Below are 25,044 nucleotides of genomic sequence, written 5' to 3' on the forward strand. Positions count from 1 at the left end.
ATATTGTATTTATGTATTTCAGGAACTGATTTTAAAAGTTTATTGACAAGCTGCTCAACATTATCTATAATAATAGATGGAATTAAAATCAGCTCATTATTTTTAAAGATGTAAATAATTATAAATTTAATCTATAAATTTAAATAGGCCTCGTATAATTGTGATGATATGGTTCACAAGTTTCTAGTGTCAGCCGATAACTGACAACTATGAGGGAAATAAATTAGTCTATCTGTTTTGAAAAAGGGAAATCTTTATCAATTTTTAATGGATAAAGAAAGCAGTAGAGCTAATTTATACATGGAGTACATGTTTTATCTTGCGGATATAACCCGTGAAGGTAGATTCCTCTTAGTTGAGGTCTCTATTTTTGCGGGTTTTTTTATTTTTGATAGATCAGAATTATGGGCGAAGGGCGGTGAAAACTTTAATTCAGTTTTAGATATCTAGATAAAAAATAAGGAGGGTATTTAATTAATGACTAATAACAATGGAACTTTAGAAAATTTATTTAAGTTAAAAGAAAACAATACTGATGTAAAGACTGAGGTTATTGCTGGTTTCACTACTTTTATGACAATGGCTTATATTATTTTTGTTAATCCGAATATTTTAAGTGCTGCAGGAATGCCTTTTGATGGAGTATTTATTGCTACTATTATGGGTGCAATTTTAGGTACCCTGGCCATGGCGTTTTTAACAAACTATCCCTTTGCTCTTGCTTCTGGAATGGGTCTTAATGCATTTTTTGCCTATTCTGTAGTTATTGGGATGGGAGTTACCTGGCAGGCGGCACTGGGAATTATATTCCTGGAAGGTATTATCTTTATTATTTTGAGTGTGACCCCTGTTAGAGAAATGATTGTAAACAGTATTCCGATGGCTCTAAAAACAGGTATCAGTACTGGTATCGGTTTGTTTATTGCCTTTATCGGTCTGCAGAATGCAGGAATAGTTGTAGCAGATCAGGCAACATTAGTTTCAATGGGTAGTGTTTTAACAGGTCCTGGTCTGGTTGCTTTATTTGGTCTGATCTTAACAGGTATTTTACATGCCAAAAGGGTAAAAGGTGCGCTGCTCTGGGGTATCCTGGCATCTACAGCTTTTGGCTGGATTAATGGTGTAACTCCTGCATTTAGTGGAGTAGTTGCAATGCCGCAGATGGCTGACTGGTCAGAAGTATTATTTCAGTTAGATATTGGCTCAGCTTTAAGTATGGGAATGTTTGGAGTTTTACTTTCATTCCTCTTTGTAGATATGTTTGATACAGCCGGGACTTTAGTTGGTGTAAGTCAGCAGGCTGGTTACTTAGATGAAAATGGAGATTTACCAAAAGCAAGTAAAGCTCTTTTAGCTGATGCTATTGGTACTACTGGTGGTGCTTTATTCGGTACCAGTACAGTAACAACATATGTTGAGTCTGCTTCTGGTGTAGCTGAAGGTGGACGTACAGGTCTAACCGGAGTTGTAGTTTCTATACTATTCTTCCTGGCTTTATTCTTTAGACCTTTAATTGGAATAGTTCCTGGAGCTGCAACTGCACCAGCCTTAATTGTTGTTGGTACAATGATGATGACAAATATTACAAAGCTGGACTGGGATGACTTTACTGAAATTCTGCCTGCTTTTATAGCGATGATTGCTATGCCTTTAACCTATTCAATCTCTAATGGTATTGCACTTGGATTTATCGTTTATCCATTAGTTAAGCTCTTTACTGGTAAGGGTAAAGATGTTCACTGGTTGGTATATGTCCTGGGTATAGTATTTGTATTCTATTTTATTGTGCACTAACAGTTATTCAAGCTTCAAATGATTTTAAAAAGGTAATAATATTTTTTAAGCGGTTAAAGCTCTTTTTACTGGGCTAAAACCGCTTTTTTTAATTTCTAATAAATTATCCTGGTAATTTATTGTAAAGATTGATATTTTCTATTTTTAGTTATTTATAGATATTCAGTTAAGAACTATGGCTGTAAAACAACTTTCTTCCTAAAGTTGCCAGGATTAGTAAAATAGTCAGGGTTATAATTATTTCTAGATCCCGCTGTAAAAATCGAATGAATAATAAAACTGAAGCAAGTGCTGCTCCAGCCCCTCCTAAAAAGGAGATGATCTTAGTTTTAGCAATCTTTTTAAAGGCTACAAAATTGACAATAGCGAAGGTAACTAAGAAGATAAAACTGGCTGCCTCTACCAGAGAAGAAAGATTTCCAAAGGCTGCAAGTAGTGCTCCAACTCCCCCTATTATATAAATTGATCTATCAGGAATACCGGCCTGGTTTTTGTGTGCTAGAAATGAAGGCAGTTCTCCATCGTCAGCTACCTTAATAGCCAGTCTTGAAGTAGCAAAGATTGTCGAGTTGATGGCAGAACCAGTTGAAAACAGAGCCGCAATTGAAGCAATTATTAGACCGGCTGTTCCCAGAATATTTTTTCCAGCAATTGCCAGCACAACTTCTTTTTCTTCAATAATTGTTTGATAACTGACCAGATTAATCGTCCCCAGGGTAACTATAATGTAGACAATAATAACAGAAATAACTGCCAGTATTTCAGCTTTATAAATTGTATTATCAGGATCTTTTATTTCATTATAGTCATAAGTTATCAGCTGAAATCCTTCATAAGCCATAAAAATCGTTGAGGCCCCAATAATAGCATTAACAAAAGTCCCCCCCGACCTCATTGGTTGACTGTTAACCATTTCTGGGTTAAAATTCGACAATCCTACTCCGGCAATTGCTACTAAAATGGCCAGCTTGGCCCAGACAATAAAAACTTCTAAATGAGATGCGTCACTAACACCTCTCAGATTAAAGTACATAAAAATAAGAATAATAGAAATAGAAACAAGCCTGGGGAACCAGGGACCAAAATTTAATAGCTGCTCTAAATACTGACCAAAAGTAAATGCATAAACTGAAAGAGTAAGAATATATCCTATAATTAAAAGCCAGGAAAGTCCACCGGCTAAACCTTCATGGTTAATATCTTTGATATAAGTAAAGGCTCCCCCACCTTCTTCAAATTTATTTGTTAGCCTGGAATAGCTAATTCCTGTGGCCAGCGCAATTAAACCGGCAATTAAAAAACTTAACCAGGCTAGATTACCAGCAGTAGCAATGATCACTCCCAGGACAGAGAAGATACCGCCCCCTATCATTCCGCCAACAGCCATACTCCAAGTTTCGTTTAAACCCATTTTGTTATTATCCATTTTTTCCTCCCCTCATAGGACAATCTTATTAAATCCATTTTGAAATTATATGTTCTAGTATATTTTTTTAAAAAAGAACCGCTAATTTTTAATTTGAATCAATAACTGATATAATTAGTTTAACAAAAATAAATAATAATTTTGATTAATTATTTAACAATTTGGTCCAAAAAAGTGATAAGTTGAAGTGAAATCTGAAAGAAAAGGAGTGTTAATTATGGAAAAATTTAATTTAGCCGATTATACTACAGTTCCCGAAAAAAGTGTAGCCAAAAGAGTTATCTATTCTGATCAAAATACGCTGGCCTTTGTCTTAAATATAGCACCTGGTGAATCACTGCCTGATCACACTCATTTTGAGTCTACAGTGCTGCTGCAGGTGATCAGCGGTATGGCCAGATTAATTGTCGATGATAAGTCTTTTAATATTCAGGAAAAAGATTTAACTAAAATTGATGGTCCGGAAACTATGTCGATCCATAATACTGGTCGTGAAGATTTAGTTCTTTATGTTACTATATCTCCTCTACCATCTGATGAAAAATATGCAAAAGAAGCTGATTTTTAAGCTTGATTAGCTGAACTCTTTAGCAGTAGAAATCATTACTATAGCAGTGGACATCAAAAGCAAATATAAAAGCCACATGCGGATTGAATAAATCTACATGTGGCTTCATTTAATTAAACTAATTATTTAATTTATTCTTCTATTCTATTTAATTCCAGCATTCTCTGATAACTAATTGCACCTACAACTTTTTCCTGAATTACACCATTCTGATCCAGAAAATAACTGGTCGGGATTCCTCTAACTAAATAATTTTGAGCTGTGCTTTTATCAGTATCCAGCAGCACAGAAAACTCAAGTCCATTTTCCATCATAAAATTAGCAGCTGCCGATTTACTTTCGCCAACATTTACTGCCAGAATTACAACTTCATCTCCATATTCCTCATGGAGTTTTTGCATATCCGGCATTTCTTTTCTACAGGGAGGACACCAGCTGGCCCAGAAGTTAAGAAAAACTTTCTTGCCCCGGTAATCACTCAGACTTACCTCCTGATCATTCATGTTTTTTAAAGTGAAATCAGGTGCCTGCATTCCTATTTCGGTACCTACTGCAGCAGAAACTACTGCATTTCCGGGTGACTGCAGAAAGAAAAAAGAAAGCCCACCTACTATCAGAGCAGCTATTAAAAATATTGATATTTTTTTGTTCATTAATTATCCCTCCATTCTTAAACTTATTATATAAGTAAAACACTCAAATTTCCAGTTTTTTAGATAAAATATCGCAAAAAACAGATGTAATTTTAAATTAAATGCAATAAGATTTTTATAAATATTTCGGATAAACTTTAATTTATAACTGCTTTTTCAATAAGTTCTTTACTTTTTTGCAATAAACTCAGGATAATAGTTGATTTTTCTTTTCATTACTCTAATCTATGATAAAATGATAATAAGAGGAAAATTCGGATAATTATTTTAGTAATAGATTGATTAATAAAGATTTTTTTAATCGGAATTTTATTTCTTAAATCACTTATTATATTTATAAAATTTAATGAGGAGGACGATTATGATTACTAAATCAACACTTAGAAACCCAGAATTAGCAGAAGAGGGCTGGCGCAAGATCCAGTGGGTAGCAGATAAAATGGACATTTTAAATGAAATCTTAAAAGAACATAAAGACTCACAGCCGCTGGCAGGTAAAAAGGTGGCTATCTGCCTCCATTTAGAAGCTAAAACTGCCTATATGGCTTATGTGATCAGTCAGCTTGGAGCAGATGTGGCTATTGCGGGTAGTAACCCACTTTCAACTCAGGATGATGTGGCAGCAGGACTGGCTGCTCACGGAATAATGGTTCACAGCTGGTATGGTTCAACACCAGAAGAATATAAGGAGCATTTAAATAAAGTTTTAAATATTGAGCCGGATTTGATTATCGATGATGGTGGAGATATGGTTGAGACTCTACATACAGAGAGAAAAGAGCTTTTAGAAAACATTATCGGTGGGGCAGAAGAAACAACAACCGGAATTCACCGCCTGGAAGCAATGGAAGGTGATGGGACTCTTGCTTTTCCCATGATGGCAGTTAATGATGCTAAATGTAAATCACTATTTGATAACCGCTATGGTACCGGTCAGTCTGTCTGGGATGGAATAATGAGAACAACAAACCTGGTAGTTGCCGGTAAAACTGCAGTTGTTGCTGGTTATGGCTGGTGTGGAAAAGGTGTAGCTATGAGAGCAAAAGGTCTGGGAGCCAGAGTAATAGTAACCGAAATTGATCCCATTAAGGCAAGTGAAGCCTGGATGGACGGTTTTGAGGTAATGCCGATGCAGGAAGCAGCTAAAAAAGGAGACTTCTTTATTACAGTTACCGGCTGCAGAGATGTAATTGACGAAGAAGATCTGCGGGTAATGAAGGATGGAGCTATAATGTGCAATGCAGGTCATTTTGATGTAGAGGTTTCCAAACCTGCTTTAAATAAGCTGGCAGTAGAAGTTAGTGAAGCCAGAAAAAACATCAGGAAATTTGAACTAAAAGATGGGCGCAAGCTTTATTTACTGGCAGATGGCAGACTTGTTAACCTGGCAGCAGGAGATGGCCATCCAGCAGAAATAATGGACATGACCTTTGCCCTGCAGTTATCATCACTGTTATATTTAAATCACATTCAGAATCTGGATGCTCAGGTCTATAATATTCCTGATGATATCGACAATATGGTAGCAGAATACAAATTAAAGTCATTAGGACTGGAAATTGATCAGCTGACAGAAGAGCAGGAAACTTACATCAACAGCTGGGAGAACTAACCGGAATTGGTACCGGGTTCTTGGTAAATTTTACCAAGTACCCGGTACCAAGAGAATTGAGGAGTAAAAGCAGAAATGAAATTAAAATATGGAAGAGAAAATTTAGAATTTGAGATTGAGAGTAGTAGAGTATTAGATGTTTTAAAGGCAAATGAAAAAGAAGGGGTAAAAGATCCTCTTGCAGAAGTGGAAAGTTCCTTAGAGGTTCCGATTGGTACAGCTTCACTGGCAGAGCTTTTAGCTGCCAGTGAAATAAATGAGCTGGTAATTATAGTTAATGATGTAACCCGCTATACCCCCTATGATTATCTGCTGCCACCACTGCTAAAAACTATTTCTGAGGCCGGGATTAAAAATGAGCAGGTAACATTCATTGTTGCGACCGGGGTCCACAGTCCCCATTCTGATGAGCAGAACAGAGAAATTTTTGGGGAAGAGATAGATGACAATTATAATTTTATTCATCATGACTGTGATCAGGATCTGGCTGACTTAGGTCAACTGAGTACCGGCAATCAGCTTCAGATCAATAAAAAGGTTGTAGATGCAGATTTTTTAATTACTACCGGGGTTATTTTACCCCATTATATGGCCGGGTTTTCTGGAGGGAGAAAATCTATACTGCCGGGAGTTGCAGGCAGAGAAAGTATTGAAAACAATCATGCAATGATGGTTGAGGTGACAGAAGAAAAACCTGCTTTAAAGAATAATCCAATCAGTCAGGAAATGTTTGAGGCGGCAGAAAAAGTAGGAGTAGATTTTATTCTCAATGTGGTTACCAACAGCAGGCGGGAAATAGTGCAGGTGGTTGGCGGTGATTATCGTCAGGCCTGGGAAGCAGGAATCGCTAAATCAGCAGAGATGTATCATCTATCTCTAGCGGAAAAAGCTGAAGCTGCAATTGTTAGTTCAGGAGGATTCCCCCGGGATATCAACCTTTATCAGGCACAGAAAGCTTTAGATCATGCAGATCATGCTGTCCAGAAAGGTGGAACAATTATCTGGGTTGCAGAATGTTTGGAAGGCTACGGAGAAGAGCGGTTTCAAAAATGGATGGATCAGGCTCAAAAGCCGGAAGACAATATTGACAGGATTAAAAAGAAGTTTTTAATCGGCGGCCATAAAGCATTTGCTATTTCTAAAGTAGCAGCCGAAAAAGAGATAATCTTAATTTCAAGTTTAAATCAGGAACAGACAGAGAATATATTTGCTAAAAAAATGGAGACTATTCAGGAGGCAGTTGATTATCTGGAAGCTAAACATCAGGCAGATTATTCAGCTTACATTATGCCCCAGGGTAGTTTAACAGTACCGGTTGTAAAATAATATTGGTACCGGGTACTTGGTAATTTTTACCAAGTACCCGGTACCATAATAATAAGAGGTGTAGTAATTGCAGAATATAGAAAAAGTACAGAAAATTATTGATAATGTGGAAGAAGTAATTTTAGGTAAAAACCGGGTAATCAAACTTGCTCTGGCAGCTATGATGGCTGAAGGACATATCTTATTTGAGGATGTACCGGGAGTTGGAAAAACAATTCTGGTGCGTTCGCTGGCCCAATCAATTGGCTGTTCCTTTAAAAGAGTTCAGTTTACACCCGATCTTTTACCATCTGATATTACAGGTGTTTCCATTTATAATCAAAAGAACAATGAATTTGAATTTAGAGAGGGTCCAATTTTATCACAGGTGGTGCTGGCAGATGAGATAAATAGAGCTACACCCAGAACTCAGTCAGCACTTTTAGAGAGTATGGCTGAAAAACAGATTACGGTCGAGGGCATAAGCCGCAGGCTTTCTGACCCCTTTATTGTGATGGCAACTCAAAATCCGATTGAATATGATGGAACCTTTCCCCTGCCGGAAGCACAGCTTGACCGCTTTTTAATCAGGCTGGAAATTGGTTATCCGGAATCAGTAGATGAACAGCAGATTTTAGAGAATTTACAGCTGCAGCACCCGGTGGAAACACTGGAAGCAGTGATGACTGATCAGGAATTTATTGAGCTGCAGGATGAGGTTAAAAAAGTTCATGTTGATCAGAAATTGAGAAAATATATTGTTTCACTGGTTAATCAGAGCCGGAACCACAGCGACCTGGAGCTGGGAGCCAGCCCCAGAGGAAGTATTGCCTTAATGAAGATGGCGCAGGCCTGGGCGGTAGTTAATGAGCGGGATTATATTATTCCAGATGATATTAAAGAAATTGCCCCTGCTGTCCTTGCTCACCGCTTAATTATTAAATCCAAGAGCCGTTTACGAGGTGCAGATAAAGAAAAAATCATTGATGAGATTGTCAGAAGAACCGAGGTGCCGGTAATTGATTAATTTTTTAGCACTTGGTTTAGTAACCTACCTGGGAGGAGCAGTCCTGCAGCGTACAATTTTATTTAAGCTGGCCTATTTTTTCCTCCTTTTTCATTTTATAATTAAATATTATCATTATAATATTTCTAAAAACTTAAAAATATCTCATCAATTAAAAAATGACCATCTATTTTTTAATGAACAAATCGAGACAATCATTGAGGTTGAAAATAACAGTTTTCTGCCCATTCTCTGGCTCAAATTAGAGGAATTTCTGCCGGGAGAGCTGACAACTTTAGAAGAACAGCATTTAAGTTATTTTAAAGCAGGAGAAAAGAAGGAATGGCGTTTTCAGCTGCGAGCAAAAAAGAGGGGTCTTTACAATATTGGTCCCCTGAGATGGGAAATGGGAGATTTTCTGGGCTATGAGCTGACAAAAGGCGAGCTGGAGGAACTTGAAGTTTATATTTATCCAAAAATTATGGATTTAGAAGAGCTGGGACTTGCTTCCAGAATACCCTTTGGTAATTCTAAATGGCCTCAGCCAATTTACAAGGATCCCTACCGCAATGCAGGGATTAGAGAATATCAGCCTTCTGATCGGTTAAATAAAATTCACTGGAAAGCTACAGCCAAAACAGGTGAACTTAAATCCCGCAAAAATGAATCAACAGTTTCGATAGATACAGCCTTAGTTTTAAATATGTCGCAGAAAGACTATGGTCTTAAATTCCTGGAGAGAAAGACTGAGCTGGCGGTAACTGCAGCTGCTTCGATGGCCTATTATTTAAATCGAGCCGGCCACAGCTATAAGTTTTTGAGTAATGCAGTTATTGAAGGTAAAGATAAGGAAGAATTTAATGCCTATCAGGCTCAGGTTTCGGAAAACGAAGCCGCTGAACAGGATTCTAAGATTGAAGAGAATGACAAAAACACAAATAATGAACTGGAAAAAAATGAGCAGGAGCAGTCAGTTCAGCAAAATGAAGCCGCAGAGCTAAGTGATGATTTTGAAAGCTATCTAAAACTGCCTTCGGGAAGTGGGGATGCCCACCTGCAGGAACTTTTAGAACTGCTGGCCAGAGCTGAAATTTCAAAAGCCGATAATTTTCTCAATCTGCTGACGGAAGAGCTTGATCTGGGCTGGGGTGGAACCCTAATTATTTTTACAGAAAAAGATGACCAGGAATTAATGCAGGTTGTGCAAAATCTGCTGCGTCGGGGATATAACATCAAAATCATGATTATGGGTGAGGAGCTGGTTCACAGAGAATATCAGCATAAACCATTTACAGCTCCCCTTTCTATCCATCACCTCAGGCAGGAGCGTGATTTAAATGAAAGCAAAAGAATATAATTTTAAATATAACTATCTATATCCGCTGTTGGGAGTTCTGCTGTATTTTATCCTTTCATTAATGTTTTTCTATCTAATCGAGGTTAAATTTGAATTTATGCAGCTGAACAATACCCTGTATCTGCTGTTTTTTATATTTTTAATTGAAGCAATTTTACATGCTAATGCAGCTCAGGAACTTAAGATTCCGGCCTTAACCTTTATTCTGGAATTTGCAGTTTATCTATTTGCAATAATTATTTTTAGTGGTCGTTATCAGGGACTTGACTCTATTTTAACTCTGAATAATCTGGATCTTTTTTTATTCTGGGGTTTCAGTATTTTTATCTGGTATCAGACAGCAGAATTATGCAGACTTCTGGAATATTTTCGCAAAGATTTTGATAAAATATATGATCGTTCAAGTGAAAATTGGAATCTGGAAGAATTTCGCCGCTTGCTTGATTATCCAGTAATCTGGCCCAGGCTGACCCAGAAGATTAGCTGGCTTAATCTGTCGCTTTTTATAATCTGGGCTGCTGTGGGAGAAATGAATTCGACGATTATTGTGCTGACAATTCTGTTTTTAGTAATCGAGGTTTTTTTGCTGGCGCTGACTTATCTGGATAAGAAAACAGTTGACTGGCGGGTTAATCGGATTAAAGAACCGGCTGCAATCAAGAGCGGCTGGCGTAAATTTCTATTATTTTTCATTATTTCTGCTCTTCTGCTGGCTTTTCTGCTGCCGGCAAATTATCAGCCTCTGCCCATGGATCGGATTAACAGCTTTTTAGCTCAGCGGCTGGCACTAACCGAAATGCCGGAAATAAATCCGGAAGCAAATTTGCCGGAAAATTCAAATTCAGGAAAAGTTCCGTCTGCAGTTGAGGATGAAGAATCGCTTCTGATAGAAATATTATTTATTATAATTCAGGTTGCTCTGACACTGTTTCTGGGCTTTATTTTGCTGGCTTTAATCCTCTTTTTAATTAAATCTGAACTGAGCAAAATCAAAAATCTACCTCAGTTTTTTAAGTCTTTTTACACTTTTTTAATAAAAGCACTTAAAGATATTTTTGCTTCAGTTAAGGAAATGAACTTTAATTTAAGTTCCAGCTGGAAGAAGAGACGAGAGAAAAAGAAGAATAAAAAATTGAATAAAAAAGAAGTAAAAGATATAAAAAATATTGACTTAAGTGGAGAGAGTAACTCGATTATTATTAGAATCTATAATTCACTCTTAAAACTACTCTCACTTAAAGGGATAGGCAAAGATCCGGCTGCAACCCCCTATGAGTACAGCTCCTACCTGCAGGATAAATACCAGGATTTAAAAGAAGAGATTAATAACCTGACCGATATCTTTGTAGAAAGTGCTTACAGTAATCACTCACTCGGAGAAAATGCAGTTAAAGCAGCAAAATCAATCTGGAAAATCTTGAAAAAGAAAATTTAGACAATCAGACTTTAAATTCTTCAAAATAGTATGAGATTAAACTAGAACAGTAGATTATTAAAATAGTAATTTATGATCTGCTGATCAGATATTTTTTTGAAGATTAATGAAGACAGGGAGTGTTTAAATGTATAGTTACGGAGAAAAAGTGATAAAAATTAATCAAAATGGGCGTCAAATTCACGGTGTTTTGTATCTTCCCAAAAGGGAAAGTAAATCACCACTGGTGATATTCAGCCATGGTTATAATGGCTCAAATGAGGATTTTAGAATGAATAGTGAATATCTGGCAGCAAGGGGGATAGCAGCCTATTCCTTTGATTTCTGTGGTGGATCAGTTAATTCCAAAAGTGATTTAAAGACAACAGAGATGACTCTATTTACCGAAAAAGAAGATCTATGTGCAGTAATTAATCATTTTCAGGGCAGAGAAAAGATAGATCAAAATAATATATTTTTATTTGGTGGAAGTCAGGGTGGTCTGGTTTCTGCTCTGACAGCTGAAGAGCGTCGAGAAGATATTAAAGGGCTCCTGCTCTTATTTCCGGCATTCTGTATAGCGGATAACTGGAATCAAAAATTTCCGGACTCTGAAGATATTCCCGAAACTCATGAATTCTGGGGGATGAGACTGGGGAGAAAGTTTTTTGAGACAATTCAGGGCTATGATGTTTATAAAAATATAGGTAAATACAATAAAAATGTGCAGATATTTGTAGGAGATCAGGATTCGATTGCTACAGCTGCTTCCTGTAAAAAAGCTTCAAAATTGTATTCAGATGTGGAACTTGAAATATTTGATGGAGAAGGACATGGATTTTCGGAGGCAGGCAACAGAAAAGTTGCAGAGATGACATATCAATTTGTGGAGCACAACAGCGGCAGCTAAAACAGACTGAAATTAGTGATTTTTGATCAGTGAAATAAAATATTATAGTATTTCTAAATCCTCTCCAGTTGTAACGATTGGGGAGTTATTTTTATAAGTAGTTAAAATGAAGAATTAAAGATTTAGATTTAATTGCTTTTTACTTTAATAATTGTTAAAATAAAGACAGAAAATGTAAGATGAGTGGAGGTATAAAAATGAAGGGTAATATAATGGAACTAAAAGATGAAGAACAGATTATTGATGTTCTTAAAGCTCTGGGATCAGAATCCAGAATGAAAATTATTGAAGTTTTACAGAATGAAGATATGAATTTAAATCAGATTTCTGAATTTATAAATATGCCGGCTTCTTCAGTCACAGTAAATATTAAAAAGCTGGAAGAGGCAGGTTTAATTGAAACAGAATATAAGCCGGGAAATCATGGATCTCAAAAAATATGCAGTTTGAACTATGATAAGATATTAATTAATTTACCTGGAAATAGAGAACTAAAAGATAAAAATTTAATTGAAACATCGATGCCAATTGGTAACTATAAGGATTTTGAAGTCAGCCCCACCTGTGGTCTGGCCTCCGAAAAAGCAGTAATTGGAGAATTAGATGATGTTAAGTCTTTTCTGCATCCAGAACATATTCATGCTCAGATACTCTGGTTTGGCAAGGGTTATGTTAAATATGTTTTTCCAAATAACCTGCCCAAAAACTCTCAGGCAGCAAAACTGGAATTGAGTATGGAAATTTGCTCAGAAACTTCGGATTATAATGAAGACTGGCCTTCTGATATTTCTCTCTGGATTAATGGTGTGGAAATAGGTGTCTGGACTTCTCCTGGAGATTTTGGGGAGAAAAGAGGAATTTTAAATCCGGACTGGTGGTATTTTGATCAGACTCAGCATGGATTATTAAAAATCTGGAAAGTTACAGAAGAAGGTACTTATGTAGATGGCAATAAAATTTCGAATGTGACTTTAAATGAGCTAAACCTTGAAAAAGAGGATTTTATCGATGTAAAGATTGGTGTAAAAGAAGATGCCCGCAATGTAGGTGGAGTCAATCTTTTCGGCCGTAAATTCGGTAATTATAGACAGGATATTATGCTCAGATATAGATATAAATTCAATGATTAATGAATTAAATCAAAAAAATATAAAATAAAAGCAGGAATTTCAGATTTAGTGTTGAATAGTAATAATAGAGCCAAATAGTCAGATCAATTTTTTAGGTGCTTTAATTCAACTTTTATTAAACTAAAGCAGTAATACATAAACTAAAGAGGGGGCGATATTTTTTCGGTGATTAATATTCGCAATATTGTTAATTGAAAAAGTAGTTGGGCAATCTAAAAATTCTTAAGGGGGATTTATAATGAAGAAAAAGATTTTGTTTTTAGTTTTAGCTGCTGTATTGGTTGGATTTACTTCAAATGCACTGGCTGAAACAGTAACTGTTGAGTACTGGAATCTCTTTGGTGGTGGAGATGCTGAATTTATGGACGCAATTGTAGAAGAATTTAATGCCAGTCATGAAAACATCGAAGTAGATGTAACAAGATTGGAATGGGAAGAATATTATACTAAATTGAAAACTGCAACTGCCAGTGGTAATGGACCTGATCTTGCAATCAGTCATGTGACCAGAGTTAAAGAACTTGCAGATGAGGGCTTAATTGTTCCTTTAAATGAACTGGGAGAAAAGGTTGGAATTAATTGGACTGAGTATAATAAAAATATTTTAAGTGGGGCAGAAATTAATGGCGAAATTTATGCGGTGCCGCTGGATACTCATCCACTTGTTTATTATTATAATAAGGATCTATTAGCTGAGGCTGATTTGCTTGCAGAAGATGGAACTCCTAAAATTGAGGGTTCATTTAAAGATTTTCTGGCAAAATTAAAGTCTGATTCTTCTGCCAAATATCCAATGACAAACTGGACAAAATTAACTGCCGAAGGTCACTACAGAGTCTGGTGGAGTCTTTACAACCAGCTTAATGGATCGCCTGTTGTAACGGGAGATAAAGTTACCATTGATCAGGCAAAAGCAGTTGAGGCAATTAAATACATGAAAGACCTTTATGATAAAAAATATTCGCCACTGCACTCAGAGTATATGGAAAATATTAATTTATTTAGAAATGGAGAAGCAGCTTCCTTATTAACTGGGGTCTGGATTACCGGTACTTTAGAAAATACAGAGAACCTTGATTTTGGTGTTATTCCGATGCCGCAGATTTTTGACAATCGATCTGTCTGGGGTGACTCTCATACTTTAGTAATCCCCTATGCAAGAAGTATTGACCAGGAAAAGAGAGAGGCGGCTTTAACCTTTGCTAAGTGGGCTACAGATCACGGTGAGCTCTGGGCTAAGGCAGGTCATATCCCAAGTAAAGAAACAGTGATCGAAAAAGAAGCATTTCAGAATATGCCTTACAGAATGGATTATGTTAAGGCAGCAGATTATGTAACCTTTGATAGTGCTGGTTCTGATACCTGGGGGATTAGAACAGAAATAACTACCGCTTTAAGTAGAGTCTGGAATGACGAAATTACTGCAGAAGAAGCAGTAGAACAGGCAGTTAAAGGTATCGAGAGATTATTGAGCAGATAAGAAGAAAACTGTTAATTGTGCACAGGTGCCGTGGTGGTGCCTGTGCCTGATTAACTAGATTAAACGAGGAGGTATTATTTTGAAAAGTTATAATCAGTTATCAGATAGGTACCCATTTTTAAAAGCTTTACCTTTCATGCTGCCATTTGCTCTAGTTTACGGTATATTTTTGATTTATCCAATTTTTCGAGGTTTCTGGATGAGTTTACACCGCTGGACAATGATCAGAAATATGGGGTTTGTAGGGTTGGATAACTATCTTTATATGATTAAAGATCCGGCATTTTGGGGGTCGCTGGGAAACACTTTGCTGTTTGTTATTATTTCCACACCTACAATTGTTATTGGAGGATTAGTTTTAGCATTACTGGCAAATCAAAAAATTAAAGGTCAATTATTTATTAAAATAGCATTTTTTCTTCCCTATGTTTTATCGGTTGCAGTAATTTCTTCAATTATGGTTTACTTTTTTCAGCCCCACAGTGGACTTTTAAATGGTATTTTACAGAGTTATTTTGGTATGGAAGAGACTATTTTCTGGTTGGGAGAAACCAAACTGGCCTGGTTTGTAATCGTTTTTGCAACTCTCTGGTGGACAGTCGGTTTTAATATGGTCTTATATCTGGCCGCATTACAGGATATACCGGAGTCTTTTTATGAAGCAGCAGAAGTTGATGGGGCAACCAAACTCCAGCAGCTTTTATATATTACCTTGCCATCATTAAAACCGATAACCTGGGTAGTAACTCTGCTGCAAATCATATTTTCATTTAAAATTTTTGCCCAGGTCTGGTTAATCACCGGCGGTGGACCGGGTACAGATACCCGACCCATTGTTCAGTATATTTATGAAGTAAGTTTTAAACAAAACAGTATGGGTTATGGTGCAGCAATGGCCTTTGCCTTTTTTATCATCTTAGTCTTAGTATCTATGGCACAAATTTACTTACGTAAAAGAGAGGAAGGTTAATATGGAAAATAAAACTTCACCAACCGCTAAGGTCCTAAAATATTCCTTTTCTTATCTGCTGGCAGTACTATTTATTTTTCCTATATTATGGATGCTTTTTGCCTCACTAAAACCATCCGGCTATCATGTTTCACAGATTATTGAGTGGTTTTTACCACCTTATTCTATTTCTAATTATTTCTCTGTTATTAATCAGGCACCTATCCTAAAATGGATGTTAAACAGTTTTATTGTTTCAGCAAGTGTAACATTTATTGTTATTATCTTCGATTCACTGGCTGCCTTTGCTTTATCAGTAATTGATTTTAAACATAAAAACATAGTGTTTATCTTATTTACAATTGGCTTAATGGTTCCTACAGAAGCGAATGTAGTAGCTTTATTTGATATTGTACAGAAGTTAGGTCTAATTAATACTTATCCCGGTTTAATTTTACCAAGAATTGCAATTCCTTTAGGAATAGTAATCCTGAAAGAATTCTTTGACGCTATTCCAAGGGATTTAATTGACAGTGCTCGAATTGATGGCTGCGGCTTATTTAGAATATATTTTTCTATATTCATGCCGCTTTCCAAAGCAGCAATTGCATCAATTGGTATTTTTACCTTTATTCAGTCCTGGAATGCTTTTTTATGGCCCTTTATATCAATAATGACCAAAGAAATGTTTACTCTACCTGTAGGTGTACCAACATTTACAGATGCTTATACACCGGATTATTCAATTCCGATGACAGTCAACATGATTGCTTCCTTACCAGCTATAGCAGCTTTCTTATTATTTCAAAAACAGATTATTCAGGGTATTAAGTTTACAGGAATTAAAGGATAAGGCTTTTAGAAAAGTTGTAAACAGGATAATTTTCGCCTAGATTTTTTTAATTGAACTAATTATTTTAGGAGGTAGCATATGGAGAATAGAATACCGAGGCCTGAACATCCAAAACCTCAGTTCCAGAGACATAACTGGCAGAATCTAAATGGAAGCTGGAACTTTGCCTTTGATGATCAGAATCAGGGAGAAAAAAATAAGTGGTATCAAAATAAGAAATTGGAAAAGGAAATAATAGTTCCCTTTACTTTTGAAACTGAAGCAAGCGGCATTGCTGACAGGAGTGAACATAATTATATCTGGTATCAGAGGAGTTTTAAAGCAGAGGCTGAGTCTGAGCAGAAAGTAATTTTAAATTTTGGGGCAGTTGATTATCTGACCAAAGTCTGGATTAACGGCAGCTTTATCGGCAGTCATACCGGAGGTTATGATTCTTTCAGTTTTGATATCAGTGACTTTGTCAATTATCAGGAGAAGAATAAGATTGTAGTTAAAGTTGAAGATTCACGCTCAAAAACTCAGCCCCGGGGTAAACAGACTTACAAAAAAGATAATTTTCTCTGCTGGTATACCAGAACTACAGGGATCTGGCAGACTGTCTGGCTGGAGTTTATGGATCAAAAGCTTCAATTTGAAAATATTAAAATCACACCAGATATAGATCAGAAGGAAGTTGAGCTGGAATACACTTTTGAGGCAGCTGATTTTAAAACCGGAGAATATAAACTTTTGACAGAGATCAAATTTGAAGGTGAGCTGATCAATAAATTTGAGTTTGAAATAAATAAAAAAAATCATAAATATAAAGTTAATCTAGATGATCATAATCAGATAAAACTCTGGTTACCGGAGCAGCCGGACTTATATGATCTGGAAATGACTGTTTATAAAGATAAAGAAGTAGTAGACCAGGTTAATTCCTATTTCGGGATGAGAAAAATTTCGATTGAGAAGGATAAAATATTATTGAATAATCAACCGCTTTATCAGAAATTAATACTTGATCAGGGTTACTGGCCGGAAAGTTTAATGACTCCTCCTTCTGATCAGGCCTTAAAAAAAGATGTAGAACTGATAAAAAAAATGGGCTTTAATGGTGCCAGGAAACATCAAAAAATAGAAGATGATCGTTTTTATTACTGGGCAGACAAATTAGGACTTTTAGTCTGGGCTGAAATTGGTTCTACATATGAGTATAATGATCAGGCTGTAGAAAACTTCAGCAATCAGTGGCTTAAGGTGGTCAAAGAATTATATAATCACCCTTCAATAATCACCTGGGTTCCTTTTAATGAATCCTGGGGGATTGAAGATGTTGCAAAAAATATAAAACAGCAGAATTTTACTGAAAGCATTTATTATCTAACCAAAAGTATTGATCCTCAAAGGCCAATTATCGCCAATGATGGCTGGGAACATACAATTTCTGATATAATTACTTTTCATGATTATGTAGAAAGTACAGATAAGCTTAGAGAGACATATCTTGAAAACATAGATAAACTGCTTCAGAACAAAAGGGTTTTTAATGATCAGGAATATATAAATGGTGGTAAGTTTATAATGGCAGATAATTACCAGTATCAGGGTCAGCCGATAATCTTCAGTGAATTTGGAGGTATAGCATTTCAGAACAAAAAAGGCTGGGGCTATGGTGAACAGGTAGAAACAAAAGAAGAACTTAGTCAGAGAATCATACAGCTGTTGAAAATTATTAAAAATGCTGATTACTTTAAAGGCTACTGCTATACCCAGCTGACTGATGTTGAGCAGGAGAAAAATGGACTTTTAGATGAAAATAGAGAATTTAAACTGGATTTAGAAAAAATAATTGAACTTAATCAAATAGTTGATTGATCAAAGAACAAGAAATTTAGACCTCCCTTATAAAGCCTCTTAGAGTATTAGAATCACTTATCTAATCTTTAAGAGGTTTTTTGATCTCTTAATCATAATTTTGAGAATATTATTGAAATGTCTGATAATTTGTGCTAAACTATATTTGTAAGATATTTTTTTGAACTTATTTAAAACCTTTTAAAGGGTCTTAAATAAGTAAAATTCAATATTATTAAAACGTTTGAATTTCATACTAGTAAGGGGAGGTGAAGTTGAGCTCTACTGAGTCTGTTGATTTAAAAAAACAAAAATATCAGGAGGGAATTATTTTGAAAAAAACTTTAGTAATAACTTTAACTCTTATTTTTGCTTTATCACTGACTATGGGTGCAGCTGCAGAAGAAATAACTGTCTGGGGCTGGGGAGTTTATCCTGACACCTTAGAAAAAATGGCTGATCAATATCAAGAGGATCATCCTGACGCTACCATTAATGTTGAATTAATTGGCTGGAGTGATATGGTGCCAAGATTACAGGCTGCAATGTCAGCTGGTACAGGTGGACCTGATCTGGCAACTGTTACCCTGGGCACTCATATTGCAAGTTTTGCTGAACTTGGTGGTTTGACAGATCTTTCTGAATATGTTGATCCTATCTCTGATCAATTTACAAATGCTGCTTATGCAGGTTCAAGATATAAAGATACAACATATGGAATTCCTGCCGATATTGGTCCTTACACAATGTTTTATCGCACCGATATTTTCGAAGAAGCTGGAGTAGATCCTGAAAGCATCAAGACCTGGGAAGATTATATCGCTGCCGGGAAAACAATTATGGAAGAGACCGGAAGCCACATGTTACCCTGGCCTACAACTCATTATGAGTTAGGAAATTGGAACTTCGAGCCTGCTTTAAGAGCTGCAGGTGGAAACTTTTTTGATCAGCAGGGTAATCCAATTGTAAATAAACTATCTATTAATTATAAAGTTATAGAAGTTATGCAGAAAATCACTGATTCTGGTATTGGCTTAGAGGCAACACCATGGACAACTCCCTGGAATGCAGCTATCCAGAATGGTGATGTAGCAACTGTTTTAGCAGGCGGCTGGTTTATTGGTAATATTACTGAAATAGCACCTGAAACTTCTGGAAACTGGAGAGTTATGCAGGCTCCAAACTTTACAGCTGAAGCAGCAGGGTCTATGGGTGGAACCGCAATGGTTGTTCCTTCTACCTCAGATAATGTAGAACTTGCAGTTGATTTTGCAAAATATGTCCTGGCTACTAAAGAAGGTACTAAATTTTTATTCCAGGATGCTGGAGTAATGCCTGCTTATAAACCTGTATATGAAACAGAAGCATTTAGCAAAGAAATTGAGTTTTTTGGCGGTCAGAAGGTCTGGCAGAAACTTGCTGAAATAAGTAAAAAAGAGTTAGCTACCTGGAATGCAACTCCTTATTCTACTCAGGTATTTGGTAATGAAGGTGCTCCAATTAACCTGCAGTTAACAAGAATCTTAACTGATAGAGTAGAATTAAATAAAGGTCTAGATAAGGCACAGGAGGCAGTTGTAGATCTCATGGAATAAGAAAATAAGTAATCTTTAAAGCAGGGTCAGTCTGACCCTGCTTTCTTAAAAGGATGGTGAATAATCATTGGAAATTAAAAATACCTGGCAGAAAATTAAAGATAATCGGCATTTTTATTATTTTTTAGTTCCTTTTTTATTGTTTTTTTCTCTGTTTATGCTTTTCCCTATTTTATTTTCTTTTTATATGAGCCTCCATGACTGGGGTGGTCTGGGAAAGGCTGTTTTTATTGGTTTTGGTAATTATTTAGACATTTTGACAGACTCTACATTTCATACAGCCTTATACAATACCACTTTTATGTGGCTGACAAGTACACCCTTGATTCTGGGTTTTGCTCTTATTTTAGCGGTGATGTTAAATAAAAAGGAAGTTAAATTTTTAAAATATTTTAGAGTTGGTTATTTTATGCCATTTGTTACCTCCACCGTAGTAGTTGGAGTTATTTTTACTATTTTATTAGATGGAACTTTTGGTCTGGTTAACTTTTTTATTGAAAGTATTGGTTTTGAAAAAATTCGCTTTTTAACCAGTACAGCCTGGTCCAAAATTTCAATCGTCATTGTGCTTACCTGGCGCTGGGTCGGTTATAATACAATTATAATGCTGGCTGGACTGCAGAACATACCAGAAGATTTGTATGAAGCAGCGGAGATAGATGGAGGAAGTACTTTACAGAAATTTTTCTATATTACAGTCCCCATGATGAGACCAATTATTCTTTTTACTTTTATCCTTTCCACAATTGGTTCTTTTCAGATTTTTACCGAGCCTTATATTATGACCGGTGGAGGACCCATGCAGTCTTCATTATCTGTGGTCCAGTATTTATATAATGCCGGTTTTCAGCAGTTTAGAATGGGATATGCTTCAGCTTTATCCTATGTCTTATTTGCTATTATCTTTGTAGCTTCATATTTTCAGATTAAAATTGGTTCCGGCGAGGAGGGAATTTAAGCAATGTTTACAAAAGATAAAATAACAACAATTATATTTTATATTTTACTGATCACAGGAGTTATTATCTCTTTATTCCCTTTTTTTTGGATGATTTCTTCATCTTTTAAAACTCTGGCTGAAATCTCAGCTTATCCTCCCAGTTTGTTTCCAGATAATATAATGTGGAATAATTATGTAGATGTATTTGACACTTTACCTTATGGTAGAAATCTCTTTAACTCATTTTTTGTTGCCTTTATGTATACTTTTTTTGGAGTCTTTATCTCTGCAACTGGTGGTTATGCGCTGTCAAAGTATAGAGAAGCTCCAGGGAGAAGATTGTTTTTTGCTGTAATTTTATCAACGATGATGATTCCAATGCAGGTACTGGCAATCCCCTTATATATTTTAATGGCTCAGATCGGCTGGATTAACTCCTATCCGGCCTTGATTTTACCATTTGCTGCTCAGGGCTTTGGTTTATTTATGCTCAAACAGTATATTGATGGGATTCCCGATGATCTGATCGAAGCAGCCCGGATTGACGGCTGTGGAGAATTCAGGATTTTCTTTCAGATTATTTTGCCGGTCATCAAACCTGCTGTGGCAGCACTGGGAACAATCTACTTTATGAATAATTATAACCTGTTTTTCTGGCCTCTGATTGTAACAAACAAAACAATTATGTATACTGTTCCGGTGGCTATCGCTCAGCTGCAGGGCCAGCAGTTTGGAATACCCCTGCACCACATTATGGCAGCAGCCACAATGTCAACAGCACCTCTGATAATTATTTTCCTCTATTTCCAGAAATACATTATCTCAGGAATTACAATGGGAGCTCTCAAAGGCTAAGAGATTATGGCTTCAGCTGCAGAGCAAAATAGGCTGAAGCTTTAATTATTTAAGCAGATATTAATAATTTAATTGAGGAAATTGGATAATTAATAATTAAGACTCGCAAAAGGATGATAAAAAGTTAAAAGTGTCATATAATGAGATTAGTAATTAAAAGCGTTTAAAATAAAAAATATTAGAAGAGGTGAGTTAAATGAAAGAATGGGAAGATCCAACAATTTTTGCAGTTAATAAGCGTCTACCAAATGCAAATCGTATTTTCTTTTTAGATCAGCAGACATTAAAAGACTATAATTTTCAATCATTAAATGGAGAGTGGGATTTTAAGTATCTCTCAAACCATAATACATATCAGCAGGACTTTTACAGAAAAGATTTTTCTACTGTCGACTGGGATACAATTACTGTCCCCTCTAATTGGCAGCTTCAGGGTTATGATAGACCACATTATACCAATGTGAATTATCCATTTCCCGTAGAACCACCAAAGGTACCTTCAGAAAATCCGGCCGGTCTTTATCGCCGCAAATTTTATCTGAGTCCGGACCGGGAAGGTGAGCAGAATCTTATTCGTTTTGAAGGAGTTGATTCGGCTTTTTATCTCTGGTTAAACGGGGAATATATTGGCTACAGCCAGGGAAGCAGACTGGCGGCAGAATTTGATTTAACTAAACATTTAAATTATGGTGGAGCCAACATTCTGGCAGTTAAGGTTCTCAAGTGGTCAGATGGAAGTTATTTAGAGGATCAGGACATGTGGTGGTTGAGCGGCATTTTCAGGGATGTTTATCTCTATTCTCAGCCATTTTTTCAGATTGAAGATTTTAAGATTGAAAGTGAATTTAAAAGAAATCAGGAAATTGGAATTCTTAACTGTGATTTTGAGGTGCTTTCCTACCAGGAATTTATTCCAGCAGGAGGTAAAATAAAAATTAACCTTTATGATCAGGGAGTTAAGGCAGCAGACAAAATACTGGAACTGCCAGCTTTAAAAAAGACCAGGCTTAAAAAATTTGAAACTGATTTAGAAATAACTGAGCCAGTACCCTGGTCAGCCGAAAATCCGTATCTTTATCAGCTGGAGGTTGAACTTTTAGATCCAGAAGGAGAAACAATCCAGACTATCAGACAGAAAGCTGCTTTTAGAACAGTTGAAATCAAAGATGCCCAGCTGCTGGTTAATGGAGAACCTGTAATGATCAGAGGAGTCAACAGACATGATTTTGATCCAGATCTGGGACGGACTGTCAGCAGAGCCCAGATGGAAAAAGATGTACTGCTGATGAAGCAGCACAATATCAATGCAGTCCGGACAGCCCATTATCCAAACCACCCCTATTTTTACGAGCTCTGTGATAAGTATGGACTTTATGTACTGGCAGAAACAGACATAGAATGTCACGGTATGGAACCGGTTGGCCGCTGGGATGAGCTGGCAGATTCCAGGGAGTGGACAGCAGCTTTTGTGGATCGGATGGATAGAATGGTCGAGCATTATAAAAACCATCCCTCTATCATAATCTGGTCTTTAGGGAATGAGTCAGGTTTTGGTGACAATCACCGCAAAATGACGGAGCTGACCCGCAGACTTGATCCGACTCGTCCTATCCATTATGAAGGTGATCGCAAGCAGGAAGTCGTTGATATCATTGGACCAATGTACCCTACAATTGAGCAGACTGCAGAACTTGCAAAAAAACAGGAAAAACCGGTTATCCTCTGTGAATATGCTCATGCAATGGGGAATGGTCCGGGTGAACTTAAGGAATACTGGGAAGTCTTTTATGAGCACCCTTCCGCTCAGGGAGGATTTATCTGGGACTGGCTTGATCAGGGAATTGCAGTTGAGAACGCCGGGGGAGAAATCTGCTATACCTATGGTGGAGACTTTGGAGAAGAGCCCCATGATAAAAATTTTAACATCAACGGGCTTGTATTTCCAGACCGCACTCCTTCGCCCGGCCTAAAAGAATATAAGTATGTGATGGCCCCATTTAAGATTAAAGATTTTAATTTTAAAGATGCTGTAGTTACAATAGAAAATCAATTTGACTTTATAGACAGCTCAGATTATCAGCTGAATTGGGAAGTTAAAACTGCCGGCAGAGTAATCGAAAGCGGCAGTCAGGATTTCGAGTTAAAAGCAGGAGAGGTTAACGAATTCAGAGTCAGAGGTCTTCAGCTGGATAATCTGGAGCTTCTGATTGAAGAAAAGGGAAGAGAAATTGGCGCCAATCTACCGGCTGACAGTTACATTAATTTCAGGATTGTGCTGAAGAATAAGAAAAATTGGGCAGAACCCGGACATGAGATTACTTTTAAACAGTTCAAATTACCATTTGTTTTTGACCGTCTCTATCACCCGGCTGAAAGTCATTCCCAAAATAAGGAGTTAACTATCCAGGAAAGTGATCTTTACTTAAAAATTGACGGCAGTGATTTTAAGATTTACTTTAATAAAGCCAGTGGTCAGCTCAGTGATTATAATTATCGAGGCAAAAGAATTATCGAAAAAGGACCTGAGCTTAATTTCTGGAGAGCGCCAATTGATAATGATAATACAGAAGTTACCCATAATTATACAACTGCCTGGCAAGAAGAGGGTATTGATAAGTTAAGACAGCGGCTGGAACTGCTCAAAGTTGTAGAAGTTAAACCTACTTATGTTATAATCAAAAGCAAATATACACTTGCTCCAGCAGCTAAGGATTTAATTATCAGAGCCAGTCTTGAATATAAGATTTACAATAATGGAGAAGTTGAGGTTACCGCTGCCGGTGGATTTGCAGATCAAAAAGAGCATTCACTACCAAGAATTGCTCTGGAACTGGAGTTAAGTCAGGATTTAGAGCAGATTAGCTGGTTTGGTAAAGGACCGGGAGAATCATATCCGGACAGTAAAAGAGCAGCTTATATTGATTTCTTTACTAAAAAAGTGGGAGAACTGCATACACCTTATGTCTATCCCCAGGATAATGGAAATCGGTCTGAGACTAAATGGATGCAGTTAAAAAATAGAGTTGGAGCTGGAATTGAATTCTATAACTCCAATAAATTTGATTTTACTGCTCACTGTTACAGTAAAAAAGATCTGGAGCTGGCTGATCACGACTGTGAACTTCCCTATAGAGATGAAATTCATCTGGAATTAATCCATCGAAATCGAGGTCTGGGAAGTACTTCCTGTGGACCAAAAGCCCTGGAGAAATATGCGCTGAAAGTAAAAGATTTTGAATTCCAGATTAAATTTAAGGGAATAGATTATTAATAATTAAATACACTGGCTGTCTGCTTAATTAGCGGACAGTCAGTAATAAAATTAATTAAAACCTTTTAAAATAATTCAAGAGGAGATGTT

At 36.5% G+C, this 25,044-nt stretch carries 19 protein-coding genes and 1 riboswitch; of the genes, 17 read left to right on the plus strand and 2 right to left on the minus strand.

The features are described from left to right. The first annotated feature begins 130 nt into the window (after positions 1-130). Positions 131-230, plus strand: a riboswitch (purine riboswitch). 247 nt (positions 231-477) lie between these two features. After that, positions 478-1,794, plus strand: a complete 1,317-nt coding sequence (locus DFR79_RS02495) for an NCS2 family permease (protein WP_133513919.1) — start codon at positions 478-480, stop codon at positions 1,792-1,794. 166 nt (positions 1,795-1,960) lie between these two features. Here the strand turns inward: DFR79_RS02495 and DFR79_RS02500 are convergent, their stop codons facing one another. Further along, positions 1,961-3,220, minus strand: coding sequence for an APC family permease (locus tag DFR79_RS02500; protein ID WP_133513920.1), 1,260 nt, complete (start codon positions 3,218-3,220; stop codon positions 1,961-1,963). A 217-nt stretch (positions 3,221-3,437) separates the two neighbouring features. Between DFR79_RS02500 and DFR79_RS02505 the strand changes: the two genes are divergently transcribed. Then, positions 3,438-3,788 (plus strand): cupin domain-containing protein, encoded by a 351-nt coding sequence (locus DFR79_RS02505; RefSeq protein WP_133513921.1) that lies wholly within the window; start codon positions 3,438-3,440, stop codon positions 3,786-3,788. A gap of 131 nt (positions 3,789-3,919) precedes the next feature. Here the strand turns inward: DFR79_RS02505 and DFR79_RS02510 are convergent, their stop codons facing one another. Continuing rightward, entirely contained in the window at positions 3,920-4,441 is a 522-nt protein-coding gene (locus DFR79_RS02510; RefSeq protein WP_133513922.1) for a TlpA family protein disulfide reductase, read from the minus strand. A 361-nt stretch (positions 4,442-4,802) separates the two neighbouring features. Between DFR79_RS02510 and DFR79_RS02515 the strand changes: the two genes are divergently transcribed. The 15 genes from DFR79_RS02515 (at position 4,803) to DFR79_RS02585 (ending at position 24,954) form a co-directional block, all read left to right on the plus strand. Beyond that, entirely contained in the window at positions 4,803-6,053 is a 1,251-nt protein-coding gene (locus DFR79_RS02515; protein WP_133513923.1) for an adenosylhomocysteinase, read from the plus strand. Positions 6,054-6,128: 75 nt separating this feature from the next. Further along, a complete protein-coding gene (gene larA / locus DFR79_RS02520; protein ID WP_133513924.1) occupies positions 6,129-7,379 on the plus strand; it encodes a nickel-dependent lactate racemase in 1,251 nt (416 codons plus the stop codon). Between the two features lie 67 nt (positions 7,380-7,446). Then, the gene (locus DFR79_RS02525) at positions 7,447-8,385 is read left to right on the plus strand and encodes an AAA family ATPase (protein WP_243727686.1); all 939 of its coding nucleotides are present in this window, start codon (positions 7,447-7,449) and stop codon (positions 8,383-8,385) included. Beyond that, positions 8,378-9,721, plus strand: coding sequence for a DUF58 domain-containing protein (locus DFR79_RS02530; RefSeq protein ID WP_133513925.1), 1,344 nt, complete (start codon positions 8,378-8,380; stop codon positions 9,719-9,721). The genes DFR79_RS02525 and DFR79_RS02530 overlap by 8 nt, the downstream gene beginning before the upstream one ends. After that, on the plus strand, positions 9,702-11,156 hold the full coding sequence (locus DFR79_RS02535; protein WP_133513926.1) for a DUF4129 domain-containing protein: 1,455 nt from the start codon (positions 9,702-9,704) through the stop codon (positions 11,154-11,156). The genes DFR79_RS02530 and DFR79_RS02535 overlap by 20 nt, the downstream gene beginning before the upstream one ends. Positions 11,157-11,283: 127 nt before the next feature. Next, positions 11,284-12,045 (plus strand): alpha/beta hydrolase family protein, encoded by a 762-nt coding sequence (locus DFR79_RS02540; protein ID WP_133513927.1) that lies wholly within the window; start codon positions 11,284-11,286, stop codon positions 12,043-12,045. 197 nt (positions 12,046-12,242) lie between these two features. Beyond that, a complete protein-coding gene (locus DFR79_RS02545) occupies positions 12,243-13,175 on the plus strand; it encodes an ArsR/SmtB family transcription factor (RefSeq protein WP_133513928.1) in 933 nt (310 codons plus the stop codon). 238 nt (positions 13,176-13,413) lie between these two features. Further along, positions 13,414-14,655, plus strand: coding sequence for an ABC transporter substrate-binding protein (locus DFR79_RS02550; protein ID WP_133513929.1), 1,242 nt, complete (start codon positions 13,414-13,416; stop codon positions 14,653-14,655). Positions 14,656-14,734: 79 nt separating this feature from the next. Beyond that, on the plus strand, positions 14,735-15,625 hold the full coding sequence (locus DFR79_RS02555; protein ID WP_133513930.1) for a carbohydrate ABC transporter permease: 891 nt from the start codon (positions 14,735-14,737) through the stop codon (positions 15,623-15,625). 1 nt (position 15,626) lies between these two features. Further along, entirely contained in the window at positions 15,627-16,457 is an 831-nt protein-coding gene (locus DFR79_RS02560; RefSeq protein ID WP_133513931.1) for a carbohydrate ABC transporter permease, read from the plus strand. A 78-nt stretch (positions 16,458-16,535) separates the two neighbouring features. After that, the gene (locus DFR79_RS02565; RefSeq protein WP_133513932.1) at positions 16,536-18,314 is read left to right on the plus strand and encodes a glycoside hydrolase family 2 protein; all 1,779 of its coding nucleotides are present in this window, start codon (positions 16,536-16,538) and stop codon (positions 18,312-18,314) included. A 311-nt stretch (positions 18,315-18,625) separates the two neighbouring features. Then, complete coding sequence (locus DFR79_RS02570) at positions 18,626-19,888, plus strand: ABC transporter substrate-binding protein (protein WP_133513933.1); 1,263 nt, start codon at positions 18,626-18,628, stop codon at positions 19,886-19,888. Positions 19,889-19,955: 67 nt separating this feature from the next. Continuing rightward, positions 19,956-20,846, plus strand: coding sequence for a carbohydrate ABC transporter permease (locus DFR79_RS02575; protein ID WP_133513934.1), 891 nt, complete (start codon positions 19,956-19,958; stop codon positions 20,844-20,846). Between the two features lie 3 nt (positions 20,847-20,849). Next, positions 20,850-21,683 carry a carbohydrate ABC transporter permease gene (locus DFR79_RS02580; RefSeq protein WP_133513935.1) on the plus strand — a complete coding sequence of 278 codons (834 nt, stop codon included), beginning with the start codon at positions 20,850-20,852 and terminating at the stop codon, positions 21,681-21,683. A gap of 196 nt (positions 21,684-21,879) precedes the next feature. After that, entirely contained in the window at positions 21,880-24,954 is a 3,075-nt protein-coding gene (locus DFR79_RS02585) for a glycoside hydrolase family 2 TIM barrel-domain containing protein (RefSeq protein WP_133513936.1), read from the plus strand. Positions 24,955-25,044: the final 90 nt, after the last annotated feature.

The sequence above is a fragment of the Halanaerobium saccharolyticum genome, from assembly GCF_004362045.1.
Classification (GTDB): Bacteria; Bacillota; Halanaerobiia; order Halanaerobiales; family Halanaerobiaceae; genus Halanaerobium; species Halanaerobium saccharolyticum_C.